General features: G+C 59.9%; 22 protein-coding genes. 14 read left to right on the top strand and 8 right to left on the bottom strand.

Annotated features, from left to right (window positions below):
- Window positions 1-3: 3 nt before the first annotated feature.
- From ABNT42_RS18265 to ABNT42_RS18250, 4 genes are all read left to right on the top strand, one after another.
- On the top strand, window positions 4-1,548 hold the full coding sequence (locus ABNT42_RS18265) for a tetratricopeptide repeat protein (RefSeq protein ID WP_348699347.1): 1,545 nt from the start codon (window positions 4-6) through the stop codon (window positions 1,546-1,548).
- A gap of 293 nt (window positions 1,549-1,841) precedes the next feature.
- Window positions 1,842-3,119 carry an HlyC/CorC family transporter gene (locus tag ABNT42_RS18260; protein WP_348699345.1) on the top strand — a complete coding sequence of 426 codons (1,278 nt, stop codon included), beginning with the start codon at window positions 1,842-1,844 and terminating at the stop codon, window positions 3,117-3,119.
- 177 nt (window positions 3,120-3,296) lie between these two features.
- Window positions 3,297-5,033: a type IV-A pilus assembly ATPase PilB gene (pilB, locus tag ABNT42_RS18255; RefSeq protein WP_348699342.1), complete on the top strand. Its 1,737-nt coding sequence runs from the start codon at window positions 3,297-3,299 to the stop codon at window positions 5,031-5,033.
- A gap of 10 nt (window positions 5,034-5,043) precedes the next feature.
- Window positions 5,044-6,267 (top strand): type II secretion system F family protein, encoded by a 1,224-nt coding sequence (locus tag ABNT42_RS18250; RefSeq protein ID WP_348699340.1) that lies wholly within the window; start codon window positions 5,044-5,046, stop codon window positions 6,265-6,267.
- An 8-nt stretch (window positions 6,268-6,275) separates the two neighbouring features.
- Here the strand turns inward: ABNT42_RS18250 and ABNT42_RS18245 are convergent, their stop codons facing one another.
- Together ABNT42_RS18245 and ABNT42_RS18240 are read right to left on the bottom strand one after the other, a co-directional pair.
- A complete protein-coding gene (locus tag ABNT42_RS18245) occupies window positions 6,276-6,440 on the bottom strand; it encodes a hypothetical protein (protein WP_348699338.1) in 165 nt (54 codons plus the stop codon).
- Window positions 6,430-6,702: an antitoxin, Phd family protein gene (locus tag ABNT42_RS18240; RefSeq protein WP_348699337.1), complete on the bottom strand. Its 273-nt coding sequence runs from the start codon at window positions 6,700-6,702 to the stop codon at window positions 6,430-6,432. Before ABNT42_RS18240 ends, ABNT42_RS18245 begins: the two co-directional genes overlap by 11 nt.
- 150 nt (window positions 6,703-6,852) lie before the next feature.
- Here ABNT42_RS18240 and ABNT42_RS18235 point away from each other — a divergent pair, with 150 nt between their 5' ends.
- From ABNT42_RS18235 to yacG, 4 genes are all read left to right on the top strand, one after another.
- Window positions 6,853-7,722, top strand: a complete 870-nt coding sequence (locus ABNT42_RS18235; RefSeq protein WP_348699335.1) for an A24 family peptidase — start codon at window positions 6,853-6,855, stop codon at window positions 7,720-7,722.
- A gap of 13 nt (window positions 7,723-7,735) precedes the next feature.
- Window positions 7,736-8,374 (top strand): dephospho-CoA kinase, encoded by a 639-nt coding sequence (gene coaE, locus ABNT42_RS18230; protein WP_348699333.1) that lies wholly within the window; start codon window positions 7,736-7,738, stop codon window positions 8,372-8,374.
- Between the two features lie 61 nt (window positions 8,375-8,435).
- Entirely contained in the window at window positions 8,436-9,191 is a 756-nt protein-coding gene (gene zapD, locus ABNT42_RS18225; protein WP_348699331.1) for a cell division protein ZapD, read from the top strand.
- Between the two features lie 8 nt (window positions 9,192-9,199).
- Window positions 9,200-9,373, top strand: a complete 174-nt coding sequence (gene yacG, locus ABNT42_RS18220) for a DNA gyrase inhibitor YacG (RefSeq protein WP_348699329.1) — start codon at window positions 9,200-9,202, stop codon at window positions 9,371-9,373.
- An 11-nt stretch (window positions 9,374-9,384) separates the two neighbouring features.
- Here yacG and ABNT42_RS18215 read toward each other — a convergent pair whose 3' ends face one another.
- The 3 genes from ABNT42_RS18215 to argJ are packed head-to-tail and all read right to left on the bottom strand — an operon-like array spanning window position 9,385 to window position 11,895.
- Complete coding sequence (locus tag ABNT42_RS18215) at window positions 9,385-9,786, bottom strand: NUDIX domain-containing protein (protein ID WP_348699327.1); 402 nt, start codon at window positions 9,784-9,786, stop codon at window positions 9,385-9,387.
- Complete coding sequence (locus tag ABNT42_RS18210; RefSeq protein WP_348699325.1) at window positions 9,783-10,655, bottom strand: ATP-binding protein; 873 nt, start codon at window positions 10,653-10,655, stop codon at window positions 9,783-9,785. Before ABNT42_RS18210 ends, ABNT42_RS18215 begins: the two co-directional genes overlap by 4 nt.
- Before the next feature lies 1 nt (window position 10,656).
- Window positions 10,657-11,895, bottom strand: coding sequence for a bifunctional glutamate N-acetyltransferase/amino-acid acetyltransferase ArgJ (gene argJ, locus ABNT42_RS18205; RefSeq protein WP_348699323.1), 1,239 nt, complete (start codon window positions 11,893-11,895; stop codon window positions 10,657-10,659).
- A gap of 332 nt (window positions 11,896-12,227) precedes the next feature.
- On the opposite strand from argJ, the gene ABNT42_RS18200 reads away from it, so the two are divergent.
- From ABNT42_RS18200 to ABNT42_RS18190, 3 genes are all read left to right on the top strand, one after another.
- A complete protein-coding gene (locus ABNT42_RS18200; RefSeq protein WP_348699322.1) occupies window positions 12,228-13,433 on the top strand; it encodes a hypothetical protein in 1,206 nt (401 codons plus the stop codon).
- A 13-nt stretch (window positions 13,434-13,446) separates the two neighbouring features.
- Window positions 13,447-13,854: a hypothetical protein gene (locus ABNT42_RS18195; RefSeq protein WP_348699320.1), complete on the top strand. Its 408-nt coding sequence runs from the start codon at window positions 13,447-13,449 to the stop codon at window positions 13,852-13,854.
- A gap of 75 nt (window positions 13,855-13,929) precedes the next feature.
- A complete protein-coding gene (locus ABNT42_RS18190) occupies window positions 13,930-15,933 on the top strand; it encodes an ATP-binding protein (protein WP_348699317.1) in 2,004 nt (667 codons plus the stop codon).
- Window positions 15,934-15,944: 11 nt separating this feature from the next.
- Here ABNT42_RS18190 and ABNT42_RS18185 read toward each other — a convergent pair whose 3' ends face one another.
- Together ABNT42_RS18185 and secA are read right to left on the bottom strand one after the other, a co-directional pair.
- Window positions 15,945-17,768, bottom strand: coding sequence for an AI-2E family transporter (locus ABNT42_RS18185; protein ID WP_348699315.1), 1,824 nt, complete (start codon window positions 17,766-17,768; stop codon window positions 15,945-15,947).
- 168 nt (window positions 17,769-17,936) lie between these two features.
- Window positions 17,937-20,723, bottom strand: a complete 2,787-nt coding sequence (gene secA, locus ABNT42_RS18180; RefSeq protein ID WP_348699313.1) for a preprotein translocase subunit SecA — start codon at window positions 20,721-20,723, stop codon at window positions 17,937-17,939.
- A gap of 233 nt (window positions 20,724-20,956) precedes the next feature.
- Here secA and ABNT42_RS18175 point away from each other — a divergent pair, with 233 nt between their 5' ends.
- Both ABNT42_RS18175 and ABNT42_RS18170 read left to right on the top strand, forming a co-directional pair.
- A complete protein-coding gene (locus ABNT42_RS18175; RefSeq protein WP_348699312.1) occupies window positions 20,957-21,442 on the top strand; it encodes a DciA family protein in 486 nt (161 codons plus the stop codon).
- Between the two features lie 119 nt (window positions 21,443-21,561).
- Complete coding sequence (locus tag ABNT42_RS18170) at window positions 21,562-22,242, top strand: PEP-CTERM sorting domain-containing protein (RefSeq protein ID WP_348699310.1); 681 nt, start codon at window positions 21,562-21,564, stop codon at window positions 22,240-22,242.
- Here ABNT42_RS18170 and lpxC read toward each other — a convergent pair.
- Window positions 22,212-23,147 (bottom strand): UDP-3-O-acyl-N-acetylglucosamine deacetylase, encoded by a 936-nt coding sequence (gene lpxC / locus ABNT42_RS18165; RefSeq protein ID WP_348699308.1) that lies wholly within the window; start codon window positions 23,145-23,147, stop codon window positions 22,212-22,214. The genes ABNT42_RS18170 and lpxC overlap by 31 nt on opposite strands.
- Before the next feature lie 131 nt (window positions 23,148-23,278).
- On the opposite strand from lpxC, the gene ABNT42_RS18160 reads away from it, so the two are divergent.
- Window positions 23,279-23,746, top strand: a complete 468-nt coding sequence (locus ABNT42_RS18160) for a GNAT family N-acetyltransferase (RefSeq protein WP_348699306.1) — start codon at window positions 23,279-23,281, stop codon at window positions 23,744-23,746.
- The last annotated feature ends 1 nt before the right edge of the window (window position 23,747 follow it).

Raw genomic sequence — 23,747 nt, 5'->3', positions numbered from 1 at the left:
CCCATGACCTCTACCGACTCGGCGCTGATCGCCTCTTTGCTCCAGCAAGCGCTGGCCCACCACCAGCAGGGCCAGCTGGGCGCAGCACAAGCTTTCTACCGGCAGGTGCTGGAACTGCAGCCGCAGCAGTTCGACGCCCTGCACCTGCTGGGCGTGATCGCCCGCCAGCAGGGCGATGCAGCGCAAGCCATCGCACTGATTACCTCGGCGCTCAAATTAGACAGCCAGCAGGCCAAAGCCCACTGCAATCTGGGCGTGGCCTTGATGGATCAGGATCGCGCAGCTGAAGCGCTGGCCTGCTACAACAGTGCGCTAGCCCTGCAGCCCGACTACGCCATGGCCTGGAGCAACCGCGGCAACGCCCTGCGCCGTCTAGGCCAGCTGGAAGCGGCGCTAGACAGCTATCAGCAAGCCCTGCAGCACCAGCCGCGCTATGTCGAAGCACACAGCAACCGCGCCGTGGTACTGCAACAGCTGGGGCGCTATCTGGACGCGCTGGGCGCTGCCGAAGCGGCGCTCGATCTGAATGACCGCCACGCCGATGCATGGCTGGCACGGGGTCATGCGCTGCACTGCCTGCGCTGGCTGCCGGAAGCGGTAGAGAGCTTTGACCGCGCCCTGCACCTGCGCCCTGACTGGGATCAAGCCTATGCAGCACAAGGCGCCGCCCTGCACCGGCTGGGTGAACTCGCACCAGCACTGGACAGCTACGAACGCGCCCTGGCGCTGCACCCGCGCCAGCCGCAATGGCATACAGCGCGCGGCAACACCCTGCGCGCCATGCAGCGCCATGAAGAAGCGGCACAGGCCTACCGCACCGCACTGGACTGCGGCGAACAGGCGGAAACCGTAGCATTTGCGCTGGCATCGGTAGGCGCAGGCGAAGCACCGGCCAGCCTGCCGGCCGAATACGTACGCAATCTGTTCGACCAGTACGCCAACCATTTCGACGAGCACCTGCTGAACGTACTTGACTACCAGACCCCGGCCCATCTGACGCGCCTGCTGATGCAGTACCCGCCCGCATCGGCTACACTGCGTGACATCCTCGACTTGGGCTGCGGCACAGGCCTGTGTGGGCCAGCCTTACGCCCGCTAGCACGCAAGCTATGCGGCGTCGACCTATCACCGCAGATGCTGGAAAAGGCCGCCCAGCGCCAGCAATACGACGAACTGCACTGTGCCGATCTGCTAGCCTATCTCGCTGATCAGTCCCAAGCATGGGACCTCGCCATCGCCGCCGACGTATTCGTCTACCTCGGCGACCTGAGCGCCGTATTCCGCGCCATCGCCCGGGCCTTGCGCGCTGGCGGCCAGTTCTGTTTCTCGGTCGAAGCGGCCAACCGTGGCGACTACACCCTTCAAGCCTCGAACCGCTACGCCCACAGCCTCGACTACCTGCTACGGCTAGCCAGCGCCAGCGGCCTGCAAGTACTAGCCAGCGAACAGCTCACGGCACGCGAAGAAAACGGCGCCCCAATCCAAGCCTTCGCCCTGCTCCTACAAAAATCAACTTCGGGGTCAGATCTGTCATTGGGACATGCGTAGGGCACACTTGACCGTTCTCAAAACTGGCCCAGAATTTGGGCCACGAGAAAAGCTAAGGCCTTGAGCGAGTGCTACGGGGAATACCTTCATCTATCCACACACCGTGCTGAGAAATATCAAAAGTGTCCCATCAATGTCCGAATGACAGATCTGACCCCGAAGGGTAAAGTTGCGTGGATGGGCGGCTTGCCTTAGAATCAAAAGTTCTGTGGCTGGGGTTTCTCGGCCATGCCGCCTGTGCCAGCGCTACTCCGGCTGGCCAGTTTCCTTTGCAGTTTTCTTGACGGTGACCCTTGGATACCGTGCCGTTTTGGGCAGAATGCCTTGCCCTCGCACTCCTGATACTTTGTTCGGCCTTCTTTGCCATGGCCGAAACCGCTCTGATGGCGGCCAACCGCTACCGCTTGCGCCACATGGCCAAACGGGGCAGCCGCCGTGCTATCACGACGCTCTGGCTGCTCGAACGCACCGATAAGCTGCTGTCGCTGGTGCTGATCGCTAATACGCTGATTAATGCCATGGCCACCGCGCTGGTCACCGCTATCGCCATCGAAACCTTCGGCCACGACGATAACGTCATCACTATCTCCACCGGGGTGGTGGCCTTCCTGCTCATCGTGTTCGCGGAAATCAGCCCGAAAGTCATCGGCGCCACCTATCCGGAACGCATTGCCTTGCCTACCAGTATGGCCCTCAAGCCGCTGATGGGCCTGGCCAAGCCGGTGATCTGGTTCGTTAATCTGTTCGTCAATCTGGTGCTCAAGTTGTTGCGCATCAAGGCTGGAGCGCACGCCCATGAAGCCCGCTTGTCGCCGGAAGAACTGCGTTCCATCGTGCTGGAAGGCGGCCACTTCATGCCGCAGAAGCACAAGAGCATCTTGCTCAATCTATTCGATCTGGAAACCATTTCGGTCGAGGATGTGATGACGCCACGCGCCCAGATCGAGGCGCTGAATCTGGAACTGAGCGTGGAAGAAATCAAGCGCGAGCTGACCACCTGCTATCACAACAAGCTGCCCGTCTATGAAGGCGAAATCAACCGCATCGTCGGCATCCTGCATGTGCGCAAGGCCGTGGCCCTGCTGAATCAGGACGATGAACTGACGGTGGAAGATTTCCGCAATCTGCTCAGCGCTCCCTATTTTATTCCGCAAGATACGGGCGTGTTCACCCAGTTGCAGTATTTCCAGGAAAACCGCGAGCGTCTGGGCATCATCGTCGACGAATATGGCGAAGTGCAGGGTCTGGTGACGCTAGACGATATCATCGAAGAAATGATAGGCGAGTTCACCACCTCCATGCCCGGTGCCGCCCGTGCCGATAGCTTCGAGTGGTCGGAACAGGGCGAATGCCTGCTGGAAGGCGCCACCGCCCTGCGCGACATTAATAAGCGCCTTGGTCTGAACTTCCCGCTCGACGGACCGAAAACCCTGAACGGGCTGTTGCTGGAAGTGCTACAGGAAATCCCTGACGCTCCCATCAGTCTGAAACTCGATCCCTGCATCGTCGAAGTGGTGCAGGCGCACGATCAGGCCATTAAAGTGGTCAAGCTGATACGACTGCCACAATAACCGGCACACGCTAGCCCTCAGACTTGCGCCAAACGCAACGTTGCGGAGTAAAATCAGTCCATAACGGCGAAAAACGCCTAGCCACGGCTTTACAAATATAGTTCCTGAGAGCATCATTTTAGCTTCCAGCCCCCTGTAGTGGCCGCCCTCTGGGCTAACCTTTCCGATCGATCTGATATGGCAGCAGTTCTCCCCAGTACCGCTACCGGCGCATCCATGCCCGGGCTGGCGCGGGCCCTGATGCAGGCAGGGCGGCTCTCTGCCGTGCAGGCCGAACTGCTGCAAAAGAAGGCGGTCACGGAAAAGCAGGCGTTTATCGATGTGCTGCTGGACAGCCATGCCATCGACGCCAGTAGTCTGGCCCAGTTCTGTTCCGAAACCTTTGCCTATCCCCTGATGGATGTGCAGGCGCTGAATGTGGAAGCCCTGCCCGCCAAGATCATCGATAGCCGGCTCATGCAGGCGCAGCGCGTGATCGCGCTGGCCAAGCGGGGCAACCGCATGTCGGTGGCGATTTCCGACCCCACCAATACCCAGGCGCTGGACCAGATCAAGTTCCAGACCGAAACCACGGTGGAACCCGTGATTGTGGCCCACGACGCGCTGCTGCAATTGCTGGCGCGACTGAACAAGGATAGTGAACAGGCGCTCAGCGAACTGGCGGGCGAAGAGGCCGATATCGAGTTCGCCGAGGAAGAGGAAGCGATTTCGGCCCATGCCGCCACCGATCCGAACGCCAACGATGTGGAAGATGCGCCGGTGGTGCGCTTCCTCAACAAGATGCTGATGGACGCCGTGCACATGGGCGCCTCGGACTTGCACTTCGAACCGTTCGAAAAGTTCTACCGCGTGCGTTTCCGCGTCGACGGCGTGCTGATCGAACATGCCCAGCCGCCCACCTCCATCAAGGAAAAGCTGGTATCGCGCATCAAGGTGCTGGCCAAGCTGGATATTTCGGAAAAGCGCGTGCCGCAGGATGGCCGTATGCGCCTGATCGTCTCGCCCACCAAGACCATAGATCTGCGGGTGTCCACCCTGCCTACCCTGTTTGGCGAAAAGACTGTGATGCGTATTCTCGATGCCACGCAGGCGCAGATGGGCATCGACGCGCTCGGCTATGATCCGGACCAGAAAGCGCTGCTGCTGGACGCCATCCAGCGCCCCTACGGCATGGTGCTGGTGACGGGCCCTACCGGCTCCGGCAAGACCGTATCGCTGTACACCTGCCTGAACGTGATCAACAAGCCGGGCATCAATATCTCGACGGCGGAAGATCCGGCCGAGATCAATCTGCCCGGCGTAAATCAGGTCAACGTCAACGAAAAAGCGGGCCTGACTTTCCCTGTCGCGCTGAAGTCTTTCCTGCGGCAAGATCCCGACATCATCATGGTGGGCGAGATTCGTGATCTGGAAACAGCTGATATCGCCGTCAAGGCAGCGCAGACGGGCCACATGGTGTTCTCCACCCTGCATACCAACGATGCGCCATCGACCCTGACCCGCTTGATGAATATGGGCGTGGCGCCGTTCAACATCGCTTCCTCGGTAATTCTGATTACCGCCCAGCGACTGGCGCGCCGCCTGTGCAGCTGCAAGCAGCCGGTGGATATATCGCCCGATCTGCTGCGCAAAGCCGGCTTCCGCGACGAGGATCTGGATGGCACCTGGAAACCCTACGGCCCGGTCGGCTGCGAGCGCTGCAACGGCGGTGGCTACAAAGGACGGGTGGGCATTTATCAGATCATGCCCATCACCCCCGCCATCGAAGAACTGATTCTGGCCCATGGCAATGCCATGCAGATCGCCGCCCAGTCGGAAAAGGAAGGGGTGAAATCGCTGCGCCAGTCCGGCCTGCTGAAAGTAAAGAGCGGACTGACCAGTCTTGAAGAAGTGCTCGGCTGCACCAACGAATAGGATCCCCCTCATGGCGACATCAAGCAACACTGGCCATCAGGTCAAGGAAGTAATCTTCGCGTGGGAAGGCCGCGACAAGAGCGGCAAGGCGGTGCGCGGCGAAATGCGCGCCGGGGGCGAAGCCGTGGTCAACGTGACGCTGCGCCGCCAGGGCATCATGGTCACCAAGGTCAAGAAAAAGGCCTACCGCAGCGGCCGCAAGATCACCGACAAGGACATCACCCTGTTCACGCGCCAGCTGGCCACCATGATGAAGGCCGGCGTGCCGCTGCTGCAATCGTTCGACATCGTCGGCAAAGGCCATGCCAATCCGTCCGTGTCGAAACTGGTGCTGGACCTGCGCGCGGATATCGAAACCGGCACCAGCCTGAATCAGGCTTTCCGCAAATTCCCCCTGTACTTCGATCCCCTGTTCTGCAATCTGGTGGGCGCGGGCGAGCAGGCCGGCATACTGGAAGACTTGCTGACCCGGCTGGCCATCTACAAGGAAAAGACCGTGGCCATGAAGGCCAAGATCAAATCGGCCCTGATGTATCCGATTTCGATTCTGGCCGTGGCCTTCGTCGTCACCGCCGTGATCATGATCTGGGTAGTACCGGCTTTCAAGGAAGTCTTCAAGAGCTTCGGCGCCAACCTGCCCGCCCCCACCCTGTTCGTGATGGCCATGTCGGAATTCGTCGTGGCATGGTGGTATGTGATTTTCGGCGGCACCTTTGCCGCCATCTACTTCTTCTTCCGCGCGTGGCAGCGCTCGCTGCAAATGCAGCGCTTCATGGACCGTCTGTTGCTGCGCCTGCCCGTATTCGGCGCCGTGATCCGCAAAGCCACCATTGCGCGCTGGACCCGCACGCTGGCCACCATGTTTGCCGCCGGTGTGCCGCTGGTGGAATCGCTCGATTCGGTGGGCGGCGCATCCGGCAATGCCGTGTATTTCGATGCCACCCGCAAGATCCAGAGCGAAGTCAGCACCGGCACCAGCCTCACCGTGGCCATGCAGAATGCCGAAGTGTTCCCGAATATGGTGACGCAGATGGTGGCCATCGGCGAAGAATCCGGTTCGCTCGACGCCATGCTGGGCAAGGTGGCCGACTTCTATGAAGACGAAGTGGATGAAGCCGTCGCCGCCTTATCCAGCCTGATGGAGCCAGCCATCATGGTGATCCTTGGCGTACTGATCGGCGGTCTGGTAGTCGCCATGTACCTGCCCATCTTCAAACTGGGTTCGGTGGTGTAAAGCCCTCTTCAGCCTGGCGGACGACGCGCCAGCAACGCTGCCAGATCCATGCTGGTGTGGCATACCAGATGAACATAAAGCACTTGGGCGCGCTGTTCGTAAATGATGCGATTCTGGCCGGCGAGGATCTGGCGAAATTGCGGCAGCCCCAGCGCTGCCAGTTCATCCACCATCCTGTGCCTGCAGCGCGGCGAAGAAAGTATCGTGATCCATCACCAGCCCTGCGGACACCTGCTGCTGTCCGCAAACTAGTACGCGCAGAAGCGCCAGTTGCTCCTGTGTTTTTTCATAACTAGCCACATCCTGCAGCACAGCCTGCACTTTGCCTCCAACACTGATCTGTATCGGCGTTTGCACGGCTTCGAGCTGGCTGAGCAAGGTCTGCATGTCTATCTGAAGATCACTCACCGTATGCTGTTTGGTCGATGTTTTCATAACTCGCCTCCCTGATTTTCGAGGTTAGCACACAATTTCCCGCCGAATTTGATGTTTTTCATCCCGGGCAGACTCTATCCTCCTAGCAATATTTCTCCGATGATTTAATATAGCCCATCGCAACCTCAAACTATCCTTTCCGGCCCTGCCATGACTGAAACGTCCCTCTTGTTTGCTCCTGCCGGTATGCTGACCATCAGCCTGGTGGCCGGCCTGTTCGGCCTGCTGTTTGGCAGCTTCCTGAATGTGGTGATTCACCGCCTGCCCAAAATGATGCAGCGCGAGTCGGATAACTATGTGGCCGCGGAAAGCGGCCAGCCGCTACCCCACACAGAACGCTACAACCTGATGCTGCCCCGTTCGGCCTGCCCCGAATGCGGCCACCAGATTACGGCGCTGGAGAACATTCCCGTGCTCAGCTACTTATTCCTGCGCGGCCGCTGCAGCCAGTGCAAGACCCCCATTTCGGCTCGCTATCCGCTGATCGAATTGCTGACGGGCCTGCTTTCGGCTGGCGTGATCTGGCGCTTCGGCAGCGGCTGGATGGGCTTATCCTGTCTGGTGTTCCTGTATGCCCTGATCGCCCTCACCTTCATCGATCTGGATACCCAGTTGCTGCCGGACGACATCACCCTGCCGCTGCTGTGGCTAGGCTTGCTGCTGAATCTGAACCAGACCTTTGTACCGTTACAGGAAGCCGTGATCGGCGCTGCCGCCGGCTATCTGGCCCTGTGGTCCATCTACTGGCTGTTCAAGCTAGCGACAGGCAAGGAAGGCATGGGTTATGGTGACTTCAAGCTGCTGGCGGCACTGGGCGCATGGATGGGCTGGACCATGCTGCCCGTGATTATTCTGCTGTCTTCGCTGGTAGGTGCCGTGGTGGGTATTTGCCTGATCGTGTTCCGCCGCCATGGCCGCAACCAGCCCATCCCGTTCGGCCCGTATCTGGCCGCTGCCGGTCTGCTCGCCATGATGCATGGCCACGAACTGTCGGCCCTGATGCGCCAGCTGTTCGGTTAAATAGGTCTTGCCCATGTCACCACTGAATTTTGCCATCGGCCTGACGGGCGGCATCGGTAGCGGCAAGACTACCGTAGCCGACCAGTTCGCCGCACTGGGCGCCAGCGTGGTCGATACCGACCAGATTGCCCATAGCCTGACCACGGCAGGCGGTAGCGCCATGCCCGCCATCATTGCCGCATTCGGCGCCGAATTTGCCGATGCCAGCGGCGCCATGGATAGAGCGCGCATGCGCCAGCTGGTGTTCAGCGATGCCGGCGCCAAGCAGCGGCTGGAAGCCATCCTGCATCCGCGCATCCGCGATGCGGCGCTGGCAGCTGCCGCAACAGCGAGCGGTAACTATGTGATCTTCGCCGTGCCTTTGCTGGTGGAATCCGGCACGTGGCGCCAGCGGGTCAGCCGCATCGTTACGGTGGACTGCCCTGAAAGCGTGCAGATCGCCCGCGTGATGGCCCGCAACGGCTTAACAGAACAGCAAGTTCGCGCCATCATGGCCAATCAGGCCAGCCGCCAGCAGAGGCTGGATGCCGCCGACGATGTCATCGATAACGGTGGCGATGTGACGGCTTTAGCCCCGCAAATTGCCCGCTTGCACGATTTATATCTGGCAATTTCGAAAAGAAGCGCCACAAACCCTGCACAATGTTTGTAATTTTGCTTCGCTTGCTTCAAAATCACAGGATTCACGCAAGTCCACCTAAAGGGATGTTATTTTGATCGTCTACGAATATCCATTCAACGAGCGCATCCGCACGTTGTTGCGATTAGAGGACCTGTACGAGAAATTTAAATTTTTTGTGCAACAAGACCATCCCATGCAGCATCACGTGGCGCTGGCGACGATCTTCGACATGCTGGAAGTGGCTGGCCGCGCCGATCTGAAATCCGATCTGCTGCAGGAACTTGAACGTCAGCGTCAGACCCTGCTGGGCTACCGCATGAATCCCAATGTGCAGGCCGACATGCTGGACGCGATTCTCGAAGAACTCGATGGCGTCAGCAGCGCCCTCGTCAATGCCCAAGGCAAGACGGGCCAGAACGTGCGTGACAATGAATGGCTGATGAGCATACGTGGCCGCACCATCATCCCGGGCGGCGCCTGCGAATTCGATCTGCCCTCCTACTATGCGTGGCAAAAGCGTCCGGCCGACCAGCGCTACAACGACATCATGACCTGGTTTGCCCCGCTCTCGCCCCTGTTCGACGCACTGGCACTGGTACTGCGCCTGCTGCGCGATTCGGGCAGCGCCGTAAAAATGATCGCCGTCTCGGGCAGCTACCAGCAAATGCTGCAGGGTAAGGTCTACCAGATGCTGCGCCTCACGCTGGACGAAGCCATGGGCGCCATCCCCGAAGTGTCGGCCAATAAATACATGCTGTGGGTACGCTTTACTTCGCAGGATGGCGACTTGAAACCCAAGCCACTGGAAGACGATGTGCCGTTCGAACTCACCCTGTGTAACTTCTGAAGCAAGTCATGACCACCGTAGTTGATTGCCCTACCTGCGGCGCCAAAGTCGAATGGACGCCTGCCAACCGTTATCGCCCGTTCTGTTCGGAACGCTGCAAACAGATCGATCTGGGTGCCTGGGCCGAAGAAAAGTACGCCATTCCGGCTGCCCCGCCCAAAGACCCGCTGGACGAGGAATAAGCCGGACTGGCTCAGGCTGGCGCGTAGCGCAATGCGTCCAGCCAGCCTAACAACGGTATGGTGGCCGGCAATAGCGGCTCTACCCCCACTTCGCCCTGCCACGCAAACGCCTGACCTTCCAGACTCTGCGGCTCGCCCGACCAGTCACGGCTGATATAGAAATGCAGCCGCACATGGGCGTGCGGATACACATACTCCACCCCGCACCATTCCTCGGCGCTGTGGATGCTGAGCCCCAGCTCTTCCATGAATTCGCGCTGCAGGGCAGCGAAGATGGTTTCACCGGCATCAACCTTGCCACCGGGGAATTCCCAGTAGCCCGCATAGGGCTTGCCCTCGGGACGCTGGCCCAGTAGCACATCGCCATTCGGCTTGATCAGCACGCCGACGGCAACATCGACGATACCGCTCATGCGTGCTTCCCTGCGTAATCCTTGGCGAACTGCCACGCTACGCGGCCGGAACGGGAACCCCGCTGCAGCGCCCAGCGCAACGCATCGGCCCGTGCCGCCTCGATCTGCTGCGGCGTGCAGCCCAGCGTGGCCAGCCAGTGCGCCACGATGGCCAGATAGTCATCCTGCTTGAACGGGTAGAAGCTGAGCCACAGGCCGAATCGTTCGGACAGGGAAATCTTTTCTTCCACCGTTTCACCGGGATGCAGATCGCCGTCTTCGTCATGGCGGTAGCTGCTGTTATCGGACATGCGCTCCGGCATCAGGTGGCGCCGGTTGGAGGTGGCATAGATCAGCACATTGTCCGACTGGGCGGAAATGCTGCCATCGAGCGCCACTTTCAGCGCCTTGTAGCCGCTTTCGCCTTCTTCGAACGACAGGTCATCACAGAAGATCACGAAGCGTTCCGGCCGGCCCGCCACCAGATCGACGATATCGGGCAGATCGGCCAGATCGGCCTTGTCCACTTCGATCAGGCGCAGGCCCTGCGCGCCGAACTGGTTCAGGCAGGCTTTGATCAGCGAGGATTTGCCAGTACCCCGTGCGCCCGTCAGCAGCACATTGTTGGCCGGTTTGCCCTGCACGAACTGGCGGGTGTTCTGCTCGATCTGTTCTTTCTGCGGCCCGATATGCTGCAGATCATCGAGCGCGATCGGCGCCAGATGGCTGACCGCCTGCAGATAGCCGGCCCCGCCACCGCTGCGCTTGCGCCAGCGGAAAGCATGGGCCAGGCGCCAGTCCGGTTCGCGCGGCACGGCCGGCAGCACGGCTTCCACCCGCGCCAGCAAGGCTTCGGCGCGGGTCAGGAACTGCTCAAGTGGCGTCGTCATATCAGGAACGGTAGTCAGCGTTGATGCTGACGTAGTCGTGCGACAGGTCGCAGGTGTACACGGTGGCCTGCGCCGCACCGCGCGCCAGTTTCACGCGGACGGTGATCTCGCTCTGCTGCATCACACGCTGGCCGTCTTCTTCCTTGTAGTCGGGATTGCGGCCGCCATTCTTGGCCACCCACACATCATCGAGGTAGAGGTTGAGCTTGCTGACGTCGAGATCGTCCACACCCGCGTAACCGATAGCGGCCAGAATCCGGCCCAGATTCGGATCGGAGGCGAAGAAAGCGGTTTTCACCAGCGGCGAGTGGGCGATCGAGTAGGCGATCTTGCGGCACTCTTCCATGCTGCTGCCCTCTTCCACCGTCACGGTGATGAACTTGGTGGCGCCTTCGCCATCCCGCACGATGGCTTGCGCGAGGAACACGGCCAGCTCCGTCACGGCGGCGGCCAGCTCAGCGTATTCTGGGCTGTCCACCGAATTGACTTCCAGCGTACCGGCACCGGTGGCGATCAGCATGAAGGAATCGTTGGTCGACGTATCGCCATCGATGGTGATGCAGTTGAACGACTGGTCGGCCACCTGTTTTACCAGCACATCAAGCACCGGCTGGGCCACTTTGGCGTCGAACGCCAGATAGCCGAGCATGGTCGCCATATTCGGTTTGATCATGCCGGCGCCCTTGCTGATGCCGCTCAGGGTGACGCTGTGGCCGCCGATGGTGACGCTGCGCGAACCGGCCTTGGGCTGGGTATCGGTGGTCATGATGGCTTCGGCCGCGTTGTACCAGTTGTCGGCTTTCAGACCGGCCACGGCCTGTGGCAGACCGGCAATCACTTTATCGGCCGGCAGCGGTTCCAGAATCACGCCGGTCGAGAACGGCAGAATCTGCGCAGGGGCGCAACCCAGTTGCTGCGCCAGCGCGGCGCAAGTCTGGTTGGCCAGCGACAGACCCAGTTCGCCCGTACCGGCATTTGCATTGCCCGTATTGACCAGCAGCGCCACGATAGGCTGGCCGCTGGTTTGTGCGGCCGCCAGATGGGCCTTGGAAATCTGCACCGGCGCGGCGCAGAAGCGGTTGAGCGTGAACACACCGGCCACCGTGGCCGTCGGTGCCAGCTTCATCACCAGTACGTCTTTGCGGTTAGGTTTTTTAATCCCGGCTTCGGCATAGCCGATTTCGATACCGTTGACGGGCTTCAGTTCGGCAGCGACGGGCAGAGGGGAATTAACGGCCATTTCAGTGTTCTCGTGTGAGTAAAAAGGAAGCCGCTATTGTAATCCCTGATGATGTAATTGGCGCAGACTCGGCATTCTTGCTGGAGAGTTCATAAAATCTGTCCAAGACATCAGACAAGTTATTGAATTGATTTGAAAAATAAACATCTTTCGCATAAAAACGACAAATTTTTAGCACGATCGTGCATATTTACAGAAAGAAATTTCCATATTGCACTTAAAAGCGCTTAAATGAGGGATGGAATGCCGCACCCCCGCATCTCAAGAGACGATTGCGACGACAAAATCGTCCAAGCAGTACACAAACGACAACAACTCAAGGAACCTTTCTCATGAACAAAACTCTGTTAGCCGCAGCCCTGTTCGCCGCCATGCAAGCCCAGGCGGGCACTCTCGATGACGGCAACCTGAGCCTGAGTGGCTTCGGTACGCTGGGCGTCGCCAAATCGAATACCGATCAGGCGCAATTCACCCGCTACAATCAGGCCGAAGGTGTGGCCGATCAGGCCAAAATCGGTCTGGACACCAATCTGGGCCTGCAAGCCACCTACAAGATCAATGACTGGCTGTCCGGTACGGCCCAGATTCTGACCCGCAAGAACACCAGCCCCACCTTCACCACCGACCTGACCTGGGCCTTCCTGAAAGCCCGCGTCAATGATGAAACCAATGTGCGCGTGGGCCGCGTCGTGCTGCCGGCCTTCCTGATCTCGGAATACCAGAACGTCGGCTACGCCAACACCATGATGCGTCCACCGGTCGAAATGTACGCCCAGGCACCGATCGAAGCAGTCGATGGCGCCGACGTGACCTACCAGCACGCTTTCGGTGATTTCAACTTCACCACCTCCGCTTACGCTGGCGTTAGCCGCGGCAAGCTGTTCGTGCCGGCCGCCGGCACCGTGGCCACCTACCGTGCCCCGTCGGCCGGTCTGAGCGTGGGCGGCGAATATGGCCCGTTCAGCGTACGTCTGGCCCATGCCCGCGTAAAAATGACCAGTAACGATCTGGGCCCCGTCAACACCCTGACCAGCACGCTGGCCAAGGTCGGCTTCGCCCAGCTCGGTAGCGACCTGAGCCTGATTCAGGGCAAGAAAATCGCCTTCACTTCGCTGGGCGGCACCATGGACTGGAACAACGTGGTAGCTCAGGCCGAATACGCCATGCGCGTGGCCAAAGAACCGGTCTACATTCCGGACACCACCTCGTGGTATCTGATGGCCGGTTACCGTATCGGGAAAGTGCTGCCTTACTTCGCTCACGCCGCCGTGCGCGATGCCGGTCACTCCGTCACTCCGCCAGCCACCTTCCCGAAAACCGGCGTGCTGGCTGCCACCGTGGGTGGTCTGATGGCGGCCGCCGAACAGAAGAACGATCTGATCGGCGTGCGCTGGGACTTCGCCAAATCGATGGCACTGAAAGTGCAGATCGACCGCGTCAAGCCTAAGACCAAAGCCGGCACCCTGATCTTTGCACCGGCAGCTGGTTACACCAACACCGTTACCGTGGTCGGCGCAGCGCTCGACTTCGTCTTCTAATCCGGAGCCCACCATGCATAAACTGATGACCTCCCTGCTGCTGTCGGCACTGGCCATGGCTGCGCTGCCGGCGTCGGCAGAAATTGTTGTGATCGTAAGCCAGAAGAACCCTGCCACCCGGATGTTCTCGGAACAGGCATCCCAGTTCTTCCTCGGTAAATCCAATCTGTTCACCCCCGTCGACCAGCCGGAAAGCTCGCACATTCGTGCCGAGTTCTACCAGAAAATCGCCGACAAGGATCCCGCTCAGGTGAAGGCCCTGTGGTCGAAACTGGTGTTTACGGGTAAAGCCACGCCGCCGAAAGAATATGCCAATAGTGCCGAGGTGAAGAAAGCAGTTGCTGCTGATCCGAAAGCAATCGGTTATATTGATAAATCGGCAGTAGATGACAGTGTGAAAGTCATTCTGACTTTGCCTTAACCTCCGGTAGCACCGCCTGCGCAGTCGCACGCCTGCGCAGGCCGGCACTTCCGGCTAGCCCGAGGAGTGCCTGTTTTGAGCCTCACACTACGTGCGAAATTCCTGCTGCTGAGTGCCCTGATCCCCGCGCTGGTGGTCGGCTTGCTGATCTGGAATAGCTTGCGCCTGATGAACAACGCCGTCAGCGCCAATGCCGAACGGGTGGCGCAGGAATATGCCGTAGCCCTCAATCTCACTCTCAGTCCCTACGCCACCGGCGGCCGTTTGCCGCAACTGCGCGGCCATCTGGCCGAAATGCTGGCCGATCCGGCCGACAGCTATCTGCGCTATCTGGTCATCCTCGACGAGCGCCAGCAACCCATTCTGTCCGTAGGCCAGCCACCGGCCCAGCTGCCCGCATCCCTGCGCAACGGCGGCGGCACCGCCTTCAAAGGCGTGCGCACCGAACTGGGCGACAGCCTGCTGCATGCGCGCGCGCCGCTGCTGCTGCTGAATAATCACATCGGTTCGATCAATTTTGGTATTACCACCAGCGACTTGAAACAGGCGCGCGATGAAGTCATGTGGCAGGGTGGCGTGATTTCCATGGCCGGCCTGATGCTGGGCATGCTGCTGTTCTACATTGTCACGCAGGGCATTGCGCGCCGTCTGAATGTGCTAAGCCGCCAGTCTACCCGCATGGTACTGGGCGATTACAGCAATACCCTACCGGAACATGGCAATGATGAAATCACGGTATTCACCCGCACGCTGAACACCCTGAGTGCGGCGCTGCGTGAACGCATCGATCAGCTGGAACAGTCGCAGCAGCGCCTGCTGGAATCGGAAGAGCGCTTCAAGACCCTGTTCGATATGGCGCCCCTGCCGCTGACCGTGACGGATAGGGGTGGCCGCATAGTGGCGGCCAACCGTGCCGTGACGGAGACTTTCGGCCATGCCATGACGGAGCTGATCGGCAAACGTACGGATGAAGTGCGCTTCTGGGCCAGCACCGTGGAGCGCAAGCGCATCTGGAATATGTACCAGACCGATGGCGCCGTGCATGGCGATGTAGCGGGCGTGATGCTGGCCGATGGCAGCGTGGGCAGCGTGGCCATCTGGTCTTCCTCCCTGACGCTGGACGGGCAGGAAAGCATTATCTGGGCCCTGCTCGACCTGACAGAAGAACTCAATGCCAAGCGCGAACTGAAAGACCTCAACTTCACGCTGGAGATGCGCGTCAAGGAACGTTCGGCCGCGCTGGAACGGGCCAATACGGAACTGCAGGCCACGCTGGAAACCCTGCGCATGACCCAGAGCGAACTGCTGTCGTCGGAGAAAATGGCCTCGCTCGGATCGCTGGTGGCAGGCATTGCCCATGAACTCAACACCCCGATCGGCAACAGCCTGCTGGCGTCCACTTCGCTGCGCGACCGCGTGGTGGAATTCGATGGCAAAGTGGCGGCCGGTGCCCTGCGCCGTTCCGAACTGGTGGCCCATCTGGAAGAAGTGCGCATGGCCAGCCAGCTGATTTCCGGCTCGCTGCACAAGGCAGCCGAACTGATTTCCTCGTTCAAACAGATCGCCGTCGACCAGACCAATGACCAGCGGCGCGAATTCGATCTACTCTCGGCCGTGCACGACACGGTGGCCACCTATATGCCGCGCCTGCGCCGCGCCGAGTGCGAAGTCAAACTGCAGATCAACGAGGGGCTGATACTGGATTCCTATCCGGGCGCGCTATATCAGGTGCTCAACAACCTGATCAACAATGCCCTCAATCACGCCTTCGAGCACCGCAAAGGCGGCCACATTACCATCCGCGCCGAAGTCATCGATAACGCCACGCTAGGCCTGCTGTTTGCCGATGACGGCGCCGGTATGGCAGAGGACGTTCTGCGCCGCGTGTTCGATCCCTTCTTCACCACCAAGATGGGTCAGGGCGGCACAGGGCTGGGCATGAACATCGTCTACAACGTGGTGACCGGCGTGCTGGGTGGCCGCATCAGCGTCGAATCCACGCCCGGTAGCGGCACTAGCGTACGCCTGATCCTGCCGCGCTGCGCCCCCCAGCGCAACAGCAGCGGCAACAGCCACTAAGGCTTGCTCGGCTAGTTACGGCTGGCCGCGCGCGGCGCCACGAAGGCCAGCGCTTCTTCGAACGAACGCAGCACCATATCCACATGGGGCTGCACACTGCCCAGCGCTGGCAAGTCTTCTTCCAGCGCAGGCCGGATAGTGGCCAGCAGCGCCTGCGGCAGATTGCTGCGCAACTGCGTCACGACCTCTATCCACGCTTCCAGCGTATCGCGCGCCGGATACGGAATGAACAGCGTCGACACCAGATCGGCCTTGTCCGGATCCTGTTCTTCCGGTGCGATCGGCACCACCACCGAGCGGGCATCGTGGCTGGCTTCACGCAGCGCCCGGGCCAGCAATTCGCTGACCAGTTCATCGCGCTCGGCTGCGCGGCTGACGCACAGGATGATGGAGCGCTGCGGCACATCGAGCGAACCCTGCCAGCGCCCCAGACGGGCTTCACGCAAATGGCGCAAATGGGCGCCCACATTGGCATCGAGTAGCGACACCTGACAGCGCTTGGCGCGCGTCACGCCACTGGGCGCCAGTGCTTCCGCCACTTCGGCCACAGTATGGCGTAAATGTTCGCGCTGGCTGGCATCTATCAGTTCGGCGCGGATCTCGGCGCCGGCCAGTGCCAGCCCCGGCAACAGCACCTGATCGCAATAGCGCGCCAGACTGTTACGGCGCAGGAAAGGCCGCGCATCGCGCAGGATCGCCCCCGTATCGCCATTCAGGGCGCGCTGGTAGAAGCGCTGCGCCCCCGTCACATCGGGTGCCTGCCCCAGCAAGATCGCCAGCCATTCCAGCGCCGCCACATGCCGCCCTGCCACCACCAGACAGACCGTCAGCGGGGTCGACATCAGCAAGCCGACCGGCCCCCACAGCGTGCCCCAGAACAGTGCCGACACCATCACGGCCAGTGGCGACAGGCCCGTGCTGTGCCCATACACATTCGGCTCCACCACATTCGCCACCAGCAGCTCCAGCACGCCGAATACCGCCAGACAGGACAGCGCCAGCTGCCAGCCCGGATCAACGGCTGCGGCAAACCCCGCGATCAGGGCACCGGCCACCAGCGCGCCCAGATATGGCACGAAACGCAGCACGGCACTCAGCGTGCCCCACAGCACGGCATGGGGCAGACCCATTACCCACAGCACCAGACCAATGGCGATGCCGAAGGCGGCATTCACCACGAACTGGGAAAAGAAGAAGCGCGCCACCCCTTGGGCGGCATCGGCCAGCGCACGCGCAGTGCGGCCGATTTCACGCTGGCCAGCCAGCCGGATCAGACGGTCCTGCAGCGATTCATGTTCCAGCACGACGAAAATCAGCAGCACCAGCACCAACCCAGTTTCGCCCAGTGGGCCCCAGACTTTGCTGGTCACATCGCTCAGCAGATCGGTCTGCGGTGCTGTCACCAGCTGCTGGGCCGCTGGTGCCGCCACGTTCTGCGGCTCCGCTGCCAGCGGGCTGCTGATCTGGCCGAAGCTGGCCTGCATGTGGGCGAATGGCCGTTCCACTGCCGTGCGCACCTGATCGATCTTGATCTGGATGGCGGCGCGGTACTGGGGCAGATCTTCCGATACGCGCAGCAACTGGGTGGCCAGCACCATGGCCGTGCCCACCACGCAGACGCCGGCCAGCACCAGCGTGATCAGCATGGCAGGCAGACGGCGCAGGCCGAAACGGCCCAGCACCTGCAGCATGGGCGCCAGCAGCAGGCTGAGAATCACGGCCAGCGCCACCGGCTGCAGCACATCGCGGCCAAAATACAGCAGCGCCAGCACACAGGTTATGGTCAGGACGGAATTGGTGCTCACGCGCTGGGCGAGGGATGACGGGCTGGTCATAGGTTGAACAAGGGCTGAACAAGGACTGAACAAAGGAATGGTGCAAGCAGTTTAATTCATTCTCTCAGGCAAATCACTGCCCTGCGCCGCCTAGCTGCCCCCAGAACGAAAAAAAACCCGGTACTGCCTGCGCAGTACCGGGTCGGTTCAGCCGTGCGCGTCGGACGCTTAGGCCAGCTTGCCGTGGCAAGCCTTGTATTTCTTGCCGCTGCCGCAAGGGCATGGATCGTTACGGCCTACTTTCAGGCCCAGTTCCATCAGCTGTTCGCCCGACAGGCCAGCCAGTTCTGCCGGCAGACCGGCGATGGCCGGTGCAGGTGCCAGCAGTTCTTCCGGCGCTGCGTTCGGGTTGAAATCAGCGTGCTGGTAGCTGACGTTTTCCACGTGCGACTGCTGCATGGCCGCTTCGGCCGCATCGATTTCTTCACGCGACTGGATGCGTACCGTCATGATCAGCTTGACCACTTCCTGCTTGATCATGTCCAGCATCTGGCCGAACAGTTCGAAGGCTTCACGCTTGTATTCCTGCTTAGGATTCTTCTGCGCATAGCCGCGCAGGTGGATACCCTGACGCAGATGGTCGAGTGCCGCCAGATGTTCGCGCCAGTGGCTGTCTACGCTCTGCAGCATGACATTGCGCTCGAAGCCGGCGAAGGCTTCCTTGCCCACGATCGCCACTTTCGACTGGTACAGCGCATCGGCTGCTGCCAGCACGCGCTCCAGAATGTCTTCGTCGTTCAGATTGGCTTCCGACTCCAGCAGGCCGCGCAGCGGCAGTTCGATCTGCCATTCGGCTGCCAGCGCTTTTTCCAGACCGGCCAGATTCCACTGTTCTTCCACCGATTCTTGCGGCACGTATTCGCGTACCAGATCGGTGAAGGCGCCGTGGCGCAGCGAATCGATCAGCTCGGAAATATCGGTCGCTTCCAGCAGCTCGTTACGCTGCTGATAGATGACTTTACGCTGGTCATTGGCGACGTCATCGTATTCCAGCAGCTGCTTACGGATATCGAAGTTACGTGCTTCCACTTTGCGCTGGGCCGATTCGATCGAACGCGACACAATGCCTGCTTCGATCGGTTCGCCTTCCGGCATCTTCAGACGGTCCATGATGGCGCGCACGCGGTCACCGGCGAAGATACGCAGCAACTGGTCATCTAGCGACAGGAAGAAGCGCGACATACCGGGGTCACCCTGACGGGCAGCTCGGCCACGCAGCTGGTTGTCGACGCGGCGCGATTCATGGCGCTCGGTGCCGACGATGTGCAGACCGCCCGCGGCCACCACTTGCTCGTGCAGCGCCTGCCAGCCATCGCGCAGGGCTTTCGACTGGGCAGCTTTTTCCGCATCGCTCAGTGCAGGATTGGCTTCGATGAACTGGATCTGCTTCTCGACGTTACCGCCCAGCACGATGTCAGTACCACGGCCGGCCATATTGGTGGCGATGGTAATGGCTTTCGGGCTACCGGCCTGAGCGATGATCTCTGCTTCGCGCGCGTGCTGTTTCGCATTCAGCACATTGTGCGGCAGGCCGCCCTTGGTCAGGATGCCGGACAGCAGTTCCGAGTTTTCGATCGAGGTAGTACCCACCAGCACTGGCTGGCCGCGGTCGTAGCACTCGCGGATTTCCAGCATCATGGCGTTGTACTTCTCGGCCGAGGTCTTGTAGACCTGATCGTGACGGTCTTTACGCTGCGAAGGACGGTTAGGCGGAATGACCACGGTTTCCAGACCGTAGATTTCCTGGAATTCGTAGGCTTCGGTATCAGCGGTACCGGTCATACCGGCCAGTTTGGCGTACATACGGAAGTAGTTCTGGAAGGTGATCGAGGCCAGCGTCTGGTTTTCGTTCTGGATCTTCACGCCTTCCTTGGCTTCCACGGCCTGATGCAGACCATCGGACCAGCGGCGGCCCGTCATCAGACGTCCCGTGAATTCATCGACGATGACCACTTCATTGTTCTGCACCACATAGTGCTGATCCTTGAAGTACAGCGCATGGGCGCGCAGCGCGGCATACAGGTGATGCACCAGCGAGATATTGGCCGAATCGTACAGCGACGCGCCTTCCGGCAGCAGGCCCATACGGGTCAGAATGGCTTCGGCTTTTTCGTGACCCGCTTCGGTCAGCAGCACCTGATGAGCTTTTTCATCCTTGGTGTAATCGCCCGGTACTTCGACCTTGCCCTTGCCGTCCGGCGTTTCTTCGCCGATCTGCAGGGTCAGCAGGCGTGGCACTTCATTGATCTTGTAGTACAGGTCGGTATGGTTCTCGGCCTGACCGGAAATGATCAACGGCGTTCGGGCTTCATCGATCAGGATCGAGTCCACTTCATCGACGATGCCGAAGTTGAGCGCGCGCTGGACGCGGTCACGGGCTTCAAACACCATGTTGTCGCGCAGGTAATCGAAGCCGAATTCGTTATTGGTACCGTAGGTAATGTCGGAAGCGTAAGCGGCCTGTTTGGCGCTATGCTCCATCTGCGACAGGTTGATACCGGTGCTCAGACCCAGCCAGCCATACAGCTTGGCCATGGTATCGGCGTCACGCTGGGCCAGATAGTCGTTGACGGTGACGATGTGCACGCCCTTGCCGGACAGCGCATTCAGATAGGCTGGCAGGGTTGCCGTCAGGGTCTTACCTTCGCCCGTGCCCATTTCGGCGATCTTGCCATAATGCAAGACCATACCACCGATCAGCTGCACATCGAAGTGGCGCATCTTGAAGACGCGCTTGCTGGCTTCGCGGCAGACGGCAAAAGCTTCAGGCAGCAGCGAGTCAAGGCTGGCGCCCTGCGCGATACGTTCCTTGAAAGCCGGGGTTTTCGCTTGCAGCTCGGCGTCGGACAGTTTTTCCATGGCCGGCTCGAGCGCATTGATCTCGCGTACCGTTTTTTGGTATTGCTTGAGCAGCCGCTGGTTGCGGCTACCGAAAATCTGGGTCAGTAATGACATGCTTGAATTCTTGAAAAAACGCCGTTAAAAAAGCCCGGAAGGGATTGCGTGCCCTAGCGCTCGCTATTCGACTATGGCAAAAGACCATGATTTTATCATGCGACCGCGCCTACATTGGGTTATTGGCCGGATTAACAATAGCTCAAGCATGAACAAAGTCATAAAACCGGCGGATTTCGGGCCGATTTCCCTTTGCCGTGACGTTTTTTTGCCGCTGTGATATGTTGCGGCCCATGCGCTTCAACTCTTCCAACTTGACCATCAAACGCCGCACCGCCGTGGAAGCAACGGATTTCCTGCGCCGCGACGATCGCATGGCCACTCTGCTGCCCGCCATCGAGCGCATGGCGTCGCTACAGAAAGACTGCGCGGCCGCCCTGCCGGCCATGTTCAAATACTGTGAGATTCTGTCCTACGAACAGAATGTGCTGACACTGGCCCTGCCCAACGCCGCACTAGCAGCCAAACTCAAGCAGCAGATTCCCAAGCTGCAAGAGACGCTGGCGCGGCGCGGCTGGCAAGTCGATCAAGTGAAATTGCGTGTGCAGATGGTGAAACCGGCCGACATCAAAGAGCCGATGCGCAGCCTGTCACTGAACGAAAGTGCCGTGCAAGCGTTTGACCAGCTGAGCCATGAACTGCCCGACTCGCAACAAAACCGCGATCTGATCGCAGCCCTCCGCCGCCTAGTCGAACGGCGGCGTCATGGCGCGACCTAGGCTACACATCCACCCAGTCAAAATATCATATTGACAATTTAGTGATCTTTAAACAAGAATTGTAATGTTGTTTAAGATACATGTCGCGCCGCGCGCGACACTCACTTGAGAGACTCGATATGAAAACATTACTCACTGCCCTGCTGCTGGCTGCCAGCAGTGTCTGTCATGCTCAGAACGCCATCACCGTTGGCACGGCTAGCACGCCCAACTGCTACCCGTTCGGCTGCTTTGGCGACTCGGAGGGCACTCGCTATCAACAAGTCTTTTCCGCTGCAGCGTTTTCCGGCCCCATCACCATCAACAACATCAGTTGGTACACCAGTAATCGCAACGGCGGGGGCAAATTTGAAAGTGCCAGCTACACGGTCAGCCTGTCTACCACGAACAAGACCGTCAACCATCTCGATGAAAACAATCTCGATAACAATCTAGGCAGCAATCATCAATTCTTCGGCAACTATGCACTGAGCGGCAATGCCCAGCCTGTGCTGACCTTTAGTGGTAAGGCATTCAATTACGATCCAGCGCAAGGCAATCTCTTGCTGGATATACGCTTTTACGGTCTAACGGCACTGGCACCCAGGTCCGCATACATGGAGGGCACTTTCCGCGACCCGCTCACCAGCCGCGCCTACACCATGTCGCAGGGCACCATGCAGGACAACTATGGGCTAGTGACTACCTTTAATCTGCTGCCAGTACCGGAACCAGCCAGCTACGCCATGCTGATGGCCGGCCTAGGCTTGCTGGTGGTGGCACGCCGACGTCAGTTCAGTGCCCACTCGCGCGCCATCTGACGCAGATAGGATGGTGGCGCCGCCTGCTCGGAACCGAACGAAACGATTTCGTACGCATCGGGATGCTTGAGCAGTTCCAGCAGCAACTGGTTGTTCAGCGCGTGGCCTGATTTATGGGCTTCGTAGCTGGCCAGCAGGGGGTGGCCCACCAGATACAGGTCGCCGATGGCATCGAGAATTTTGTGGCGCACAAATTCATCGTCGTAGCGCAAGCCATCGGCATTCAGGATGCGGTATTCATCCATCACGATGGCGTTTTCCAGCGAACCGCCACGCGCCAGACCTATGCCGCGCAGCATTTCCACGTCCTGCATGAAGCCGAAAGTACGCGCGCGCGCCACATCATGCACATAGGAGACATCGCCGAAATCCACTTCGGCGCGCTGCTGGGTACCATCCACGGCCGGATGGTTGAATTCGATAAAGAAGTCCAGCTTGAAACCGTTGTAGGGCGTCAAACGCGCCCATTTTTCCTTGTCGCCCGTACCTTCGCGGATTTCCACGGGCTTCAGCACACGGATGAACTTCTTGGCGGCTTCCTGCTCCTGCACGCCCGCTTGTTGCAATAAATACACGAAGGACGACGCCGAACCATCCATGATGGGAATTTCTTCCGCGCTCACGTCGATATACAGGTTATCGAGGCCCATGCCGGCGCAGGCCGACATCAGGTGTTCCACGGTCGAGACGCGCGCACCATCCTTGATCAGCACGGAAGCCATGCGGGTATCGCCCACTGCCATGGCACTGGCAGGGAATTCCACCACCGGCGTCAGATCGACGCGGCGGAACACGATGCCGGTATCCGGCGCGGCCGGACGCAGGGTCAGTTCGACCTTGGTGCCGGAGTGCAGTCCCACACCGGTGGTGCGGACCATTTCTTTGATGGTACGTTGTTTGAGCATCTGCCGATTATAGCGAAGTTAGCTGATTCCCGCTGTCAACGGTGTTTCCAATGGTAAAGCCATGCCGCCCCACGTCCCATGCGCAGAAATGGCAGAATACGCCAGCGACCTTTTTCTCTGGAACTTGCCCGATGACCTATAGCCTGCAGCCGCCCGCACCGCGCCATTTCGCCACGCTGGGCAACTGGATCAGCGATGCCGAACAGTGCCAGCGCTGGGCCGGACCGAAGCTGGCGTTTCCCTTCGATGGCGCTGCGCTGCAGAGTTTGCTCGAAACCGAGCCGATGGATAGCTATGCCCTGCTTGACCTGCACGGTAATCTGGCAGGGTTCGGACAGATTTTTCGCCGCGAGCCCGATACGGGACATCTAGGCCGCATCATCATCGATCCGCAGCGCCGCAAGCAGGGCATCGGACAGATACTCTGCAACGAATTGATCAGGGCAGGCGTGGCGCGGCACGGCTTCCGTGCAATGACTTTATGGGTCTATCTGGACAACCCAGCCGCCATCCAGCTCTACCGCGCACTCGGCTTCGTAGCCGAGCCACGCGAGGGTGCCGCCGGCTGCCAGTTCATGCGGCTGCAGATCACCACCTGAG

Origin of the sequence: Duganella fentianensis (assembly GCF_964031615.1) — a bacterium.
GTDB classification, from domain to species: Bacteria; Pseudomonadota; Gammaproteobacteria; order Burkholderiales; family Burkholderiaceae_D; genus Rugamonas; species Rugamonas fentianensis_A.
This window is presented reverse-complemented; position numbering and strand designations above follow the sequence as displayed.

Coding starts and splice junctions, on each gene's coding strand:
- ABNT42_RS18265 (WP_348699347.1), top strand. CDS start 4: ATGACCTCTACCGACTCGGCGCTGATCGCCTCTTTGCTCCAGCAAGCG.
- pilB (WP_348699342.1), top strand. CDS start 3,297: ATGGCAGCAGTTCTCCCCAGTACCGCTACCGGCGCATCCATGCCCGGG.
- ABNT42_RS18250 (WP_348699340.1), top strand. CDS start 5,044: ATGGCGACATCAAGCAACACTGGCCATCAGGTCAAGGAAGTAATCTTC.
- ABNT42_RS18245 (WP_348699338.1), bottom strand. CDS start 6,440: ATGGTGGATGAACTGGCAGCGCTGGGGCTGCCGCAATTTCGCCAGATC.
- ABNT42_RS18240 (WP_348699337.1), bottom strand. CDS start 6,702: ATGAAAACATCGACCAAACAGCATACGGTGAGTGATCTTCAGATAGAC.
- ABNT42_RS18235 (WP_348699335.1), top strand. CDS start 6,853: ATGACTGAAACGTCCCTCTTGTTTGCTCCTGCCGGTATGCTGACCATC.
- coaE (WP_348699333.1), top strand. CDS start 7,736: ATGTCACCACTGAATTTTGCCATCGGCCTGACGGGCGGCATCGGTAGC.
- yacG (WP_348699329.1), top strand. CDS start 9,200: ATGACCACCGTAGTTGATTGCCCTACCTGCGGCGCCAAAGTCGAATGG.
- ABNT42_RS18215 (WP_348699327.1), bottom strand. CDS start 9,786: ATGAGCGGTATCGTCGATGTTGCCGTCGGCGTGCTGATCAAGCCGAAT.
- ABNT42_RS18210 (WP_348699325.1), bottom strand. CDS start 10,655: ATGACGACGCCACTTGAGCAGTTCCTGACCCGCGCCGAAGCCTTGCTG.
- argJ (WP_348699323.1), bottom strand. CDS start 11,895: ATGGCCGTTAATTCCCCTCTGCCCGTCGCTGCCGAACTGAAGCCCGTC.
- ABNT42_RS18200 (WP_348699322.1), top strand. CDS start 12,228: ATGAACAAAACTCTGTTAGCCGCAGCCCTGTTCGCCGCCATGCAAGCC.
- ABNT42_RS18195 (WP_348699320.1), top strand. CDS start 13,447: ATGCATAAACTGATGACCTCCCTGCTGCTGTCGGCACTGGCCATGGCT.
- ABNT42_RS18185 (WP_348699315.1), bottom strand. CDS start 17,768: ATGACCAGCCCGTCATCCCTCGCCCAGCGCGTGAGCACCAATTCCGTC.
- secA (WP_348699313.1), bottom strand. CDS start 20,723: ATGTCATTACTGACCCAGATTTTCGGTAGCCGCAACCAGCGGCTGCTC.
- ABNT42_RS18175 (WP_348699312.1), top strand. CDS start 20,957: ATGCGCTTCAACTCTTCCAACTTGACCATCAAACGCCGCACCGCCGTG.
- ABNT42_RS18170 (WP_348699310.1), top strand. CDS start 21,562: ATGAAAACATTACTCACTGCCCTGCTGCTGGCTGCCAGCAGTGTCTGT.
- lpxC (WP_348699308.1), bottom strand. CDS start 23,147: ATGCTCAAACAACGTACCATCAAAGAAATGGTCCGCACCACCGGTGTG.
- ABNT42_RS18160 (WP_348699306.1), top strand. CDS start 23,279: ATGACCTATAGCCTGCAGCCGCCCGCACCGCGCCATTTCGCCACGCTG.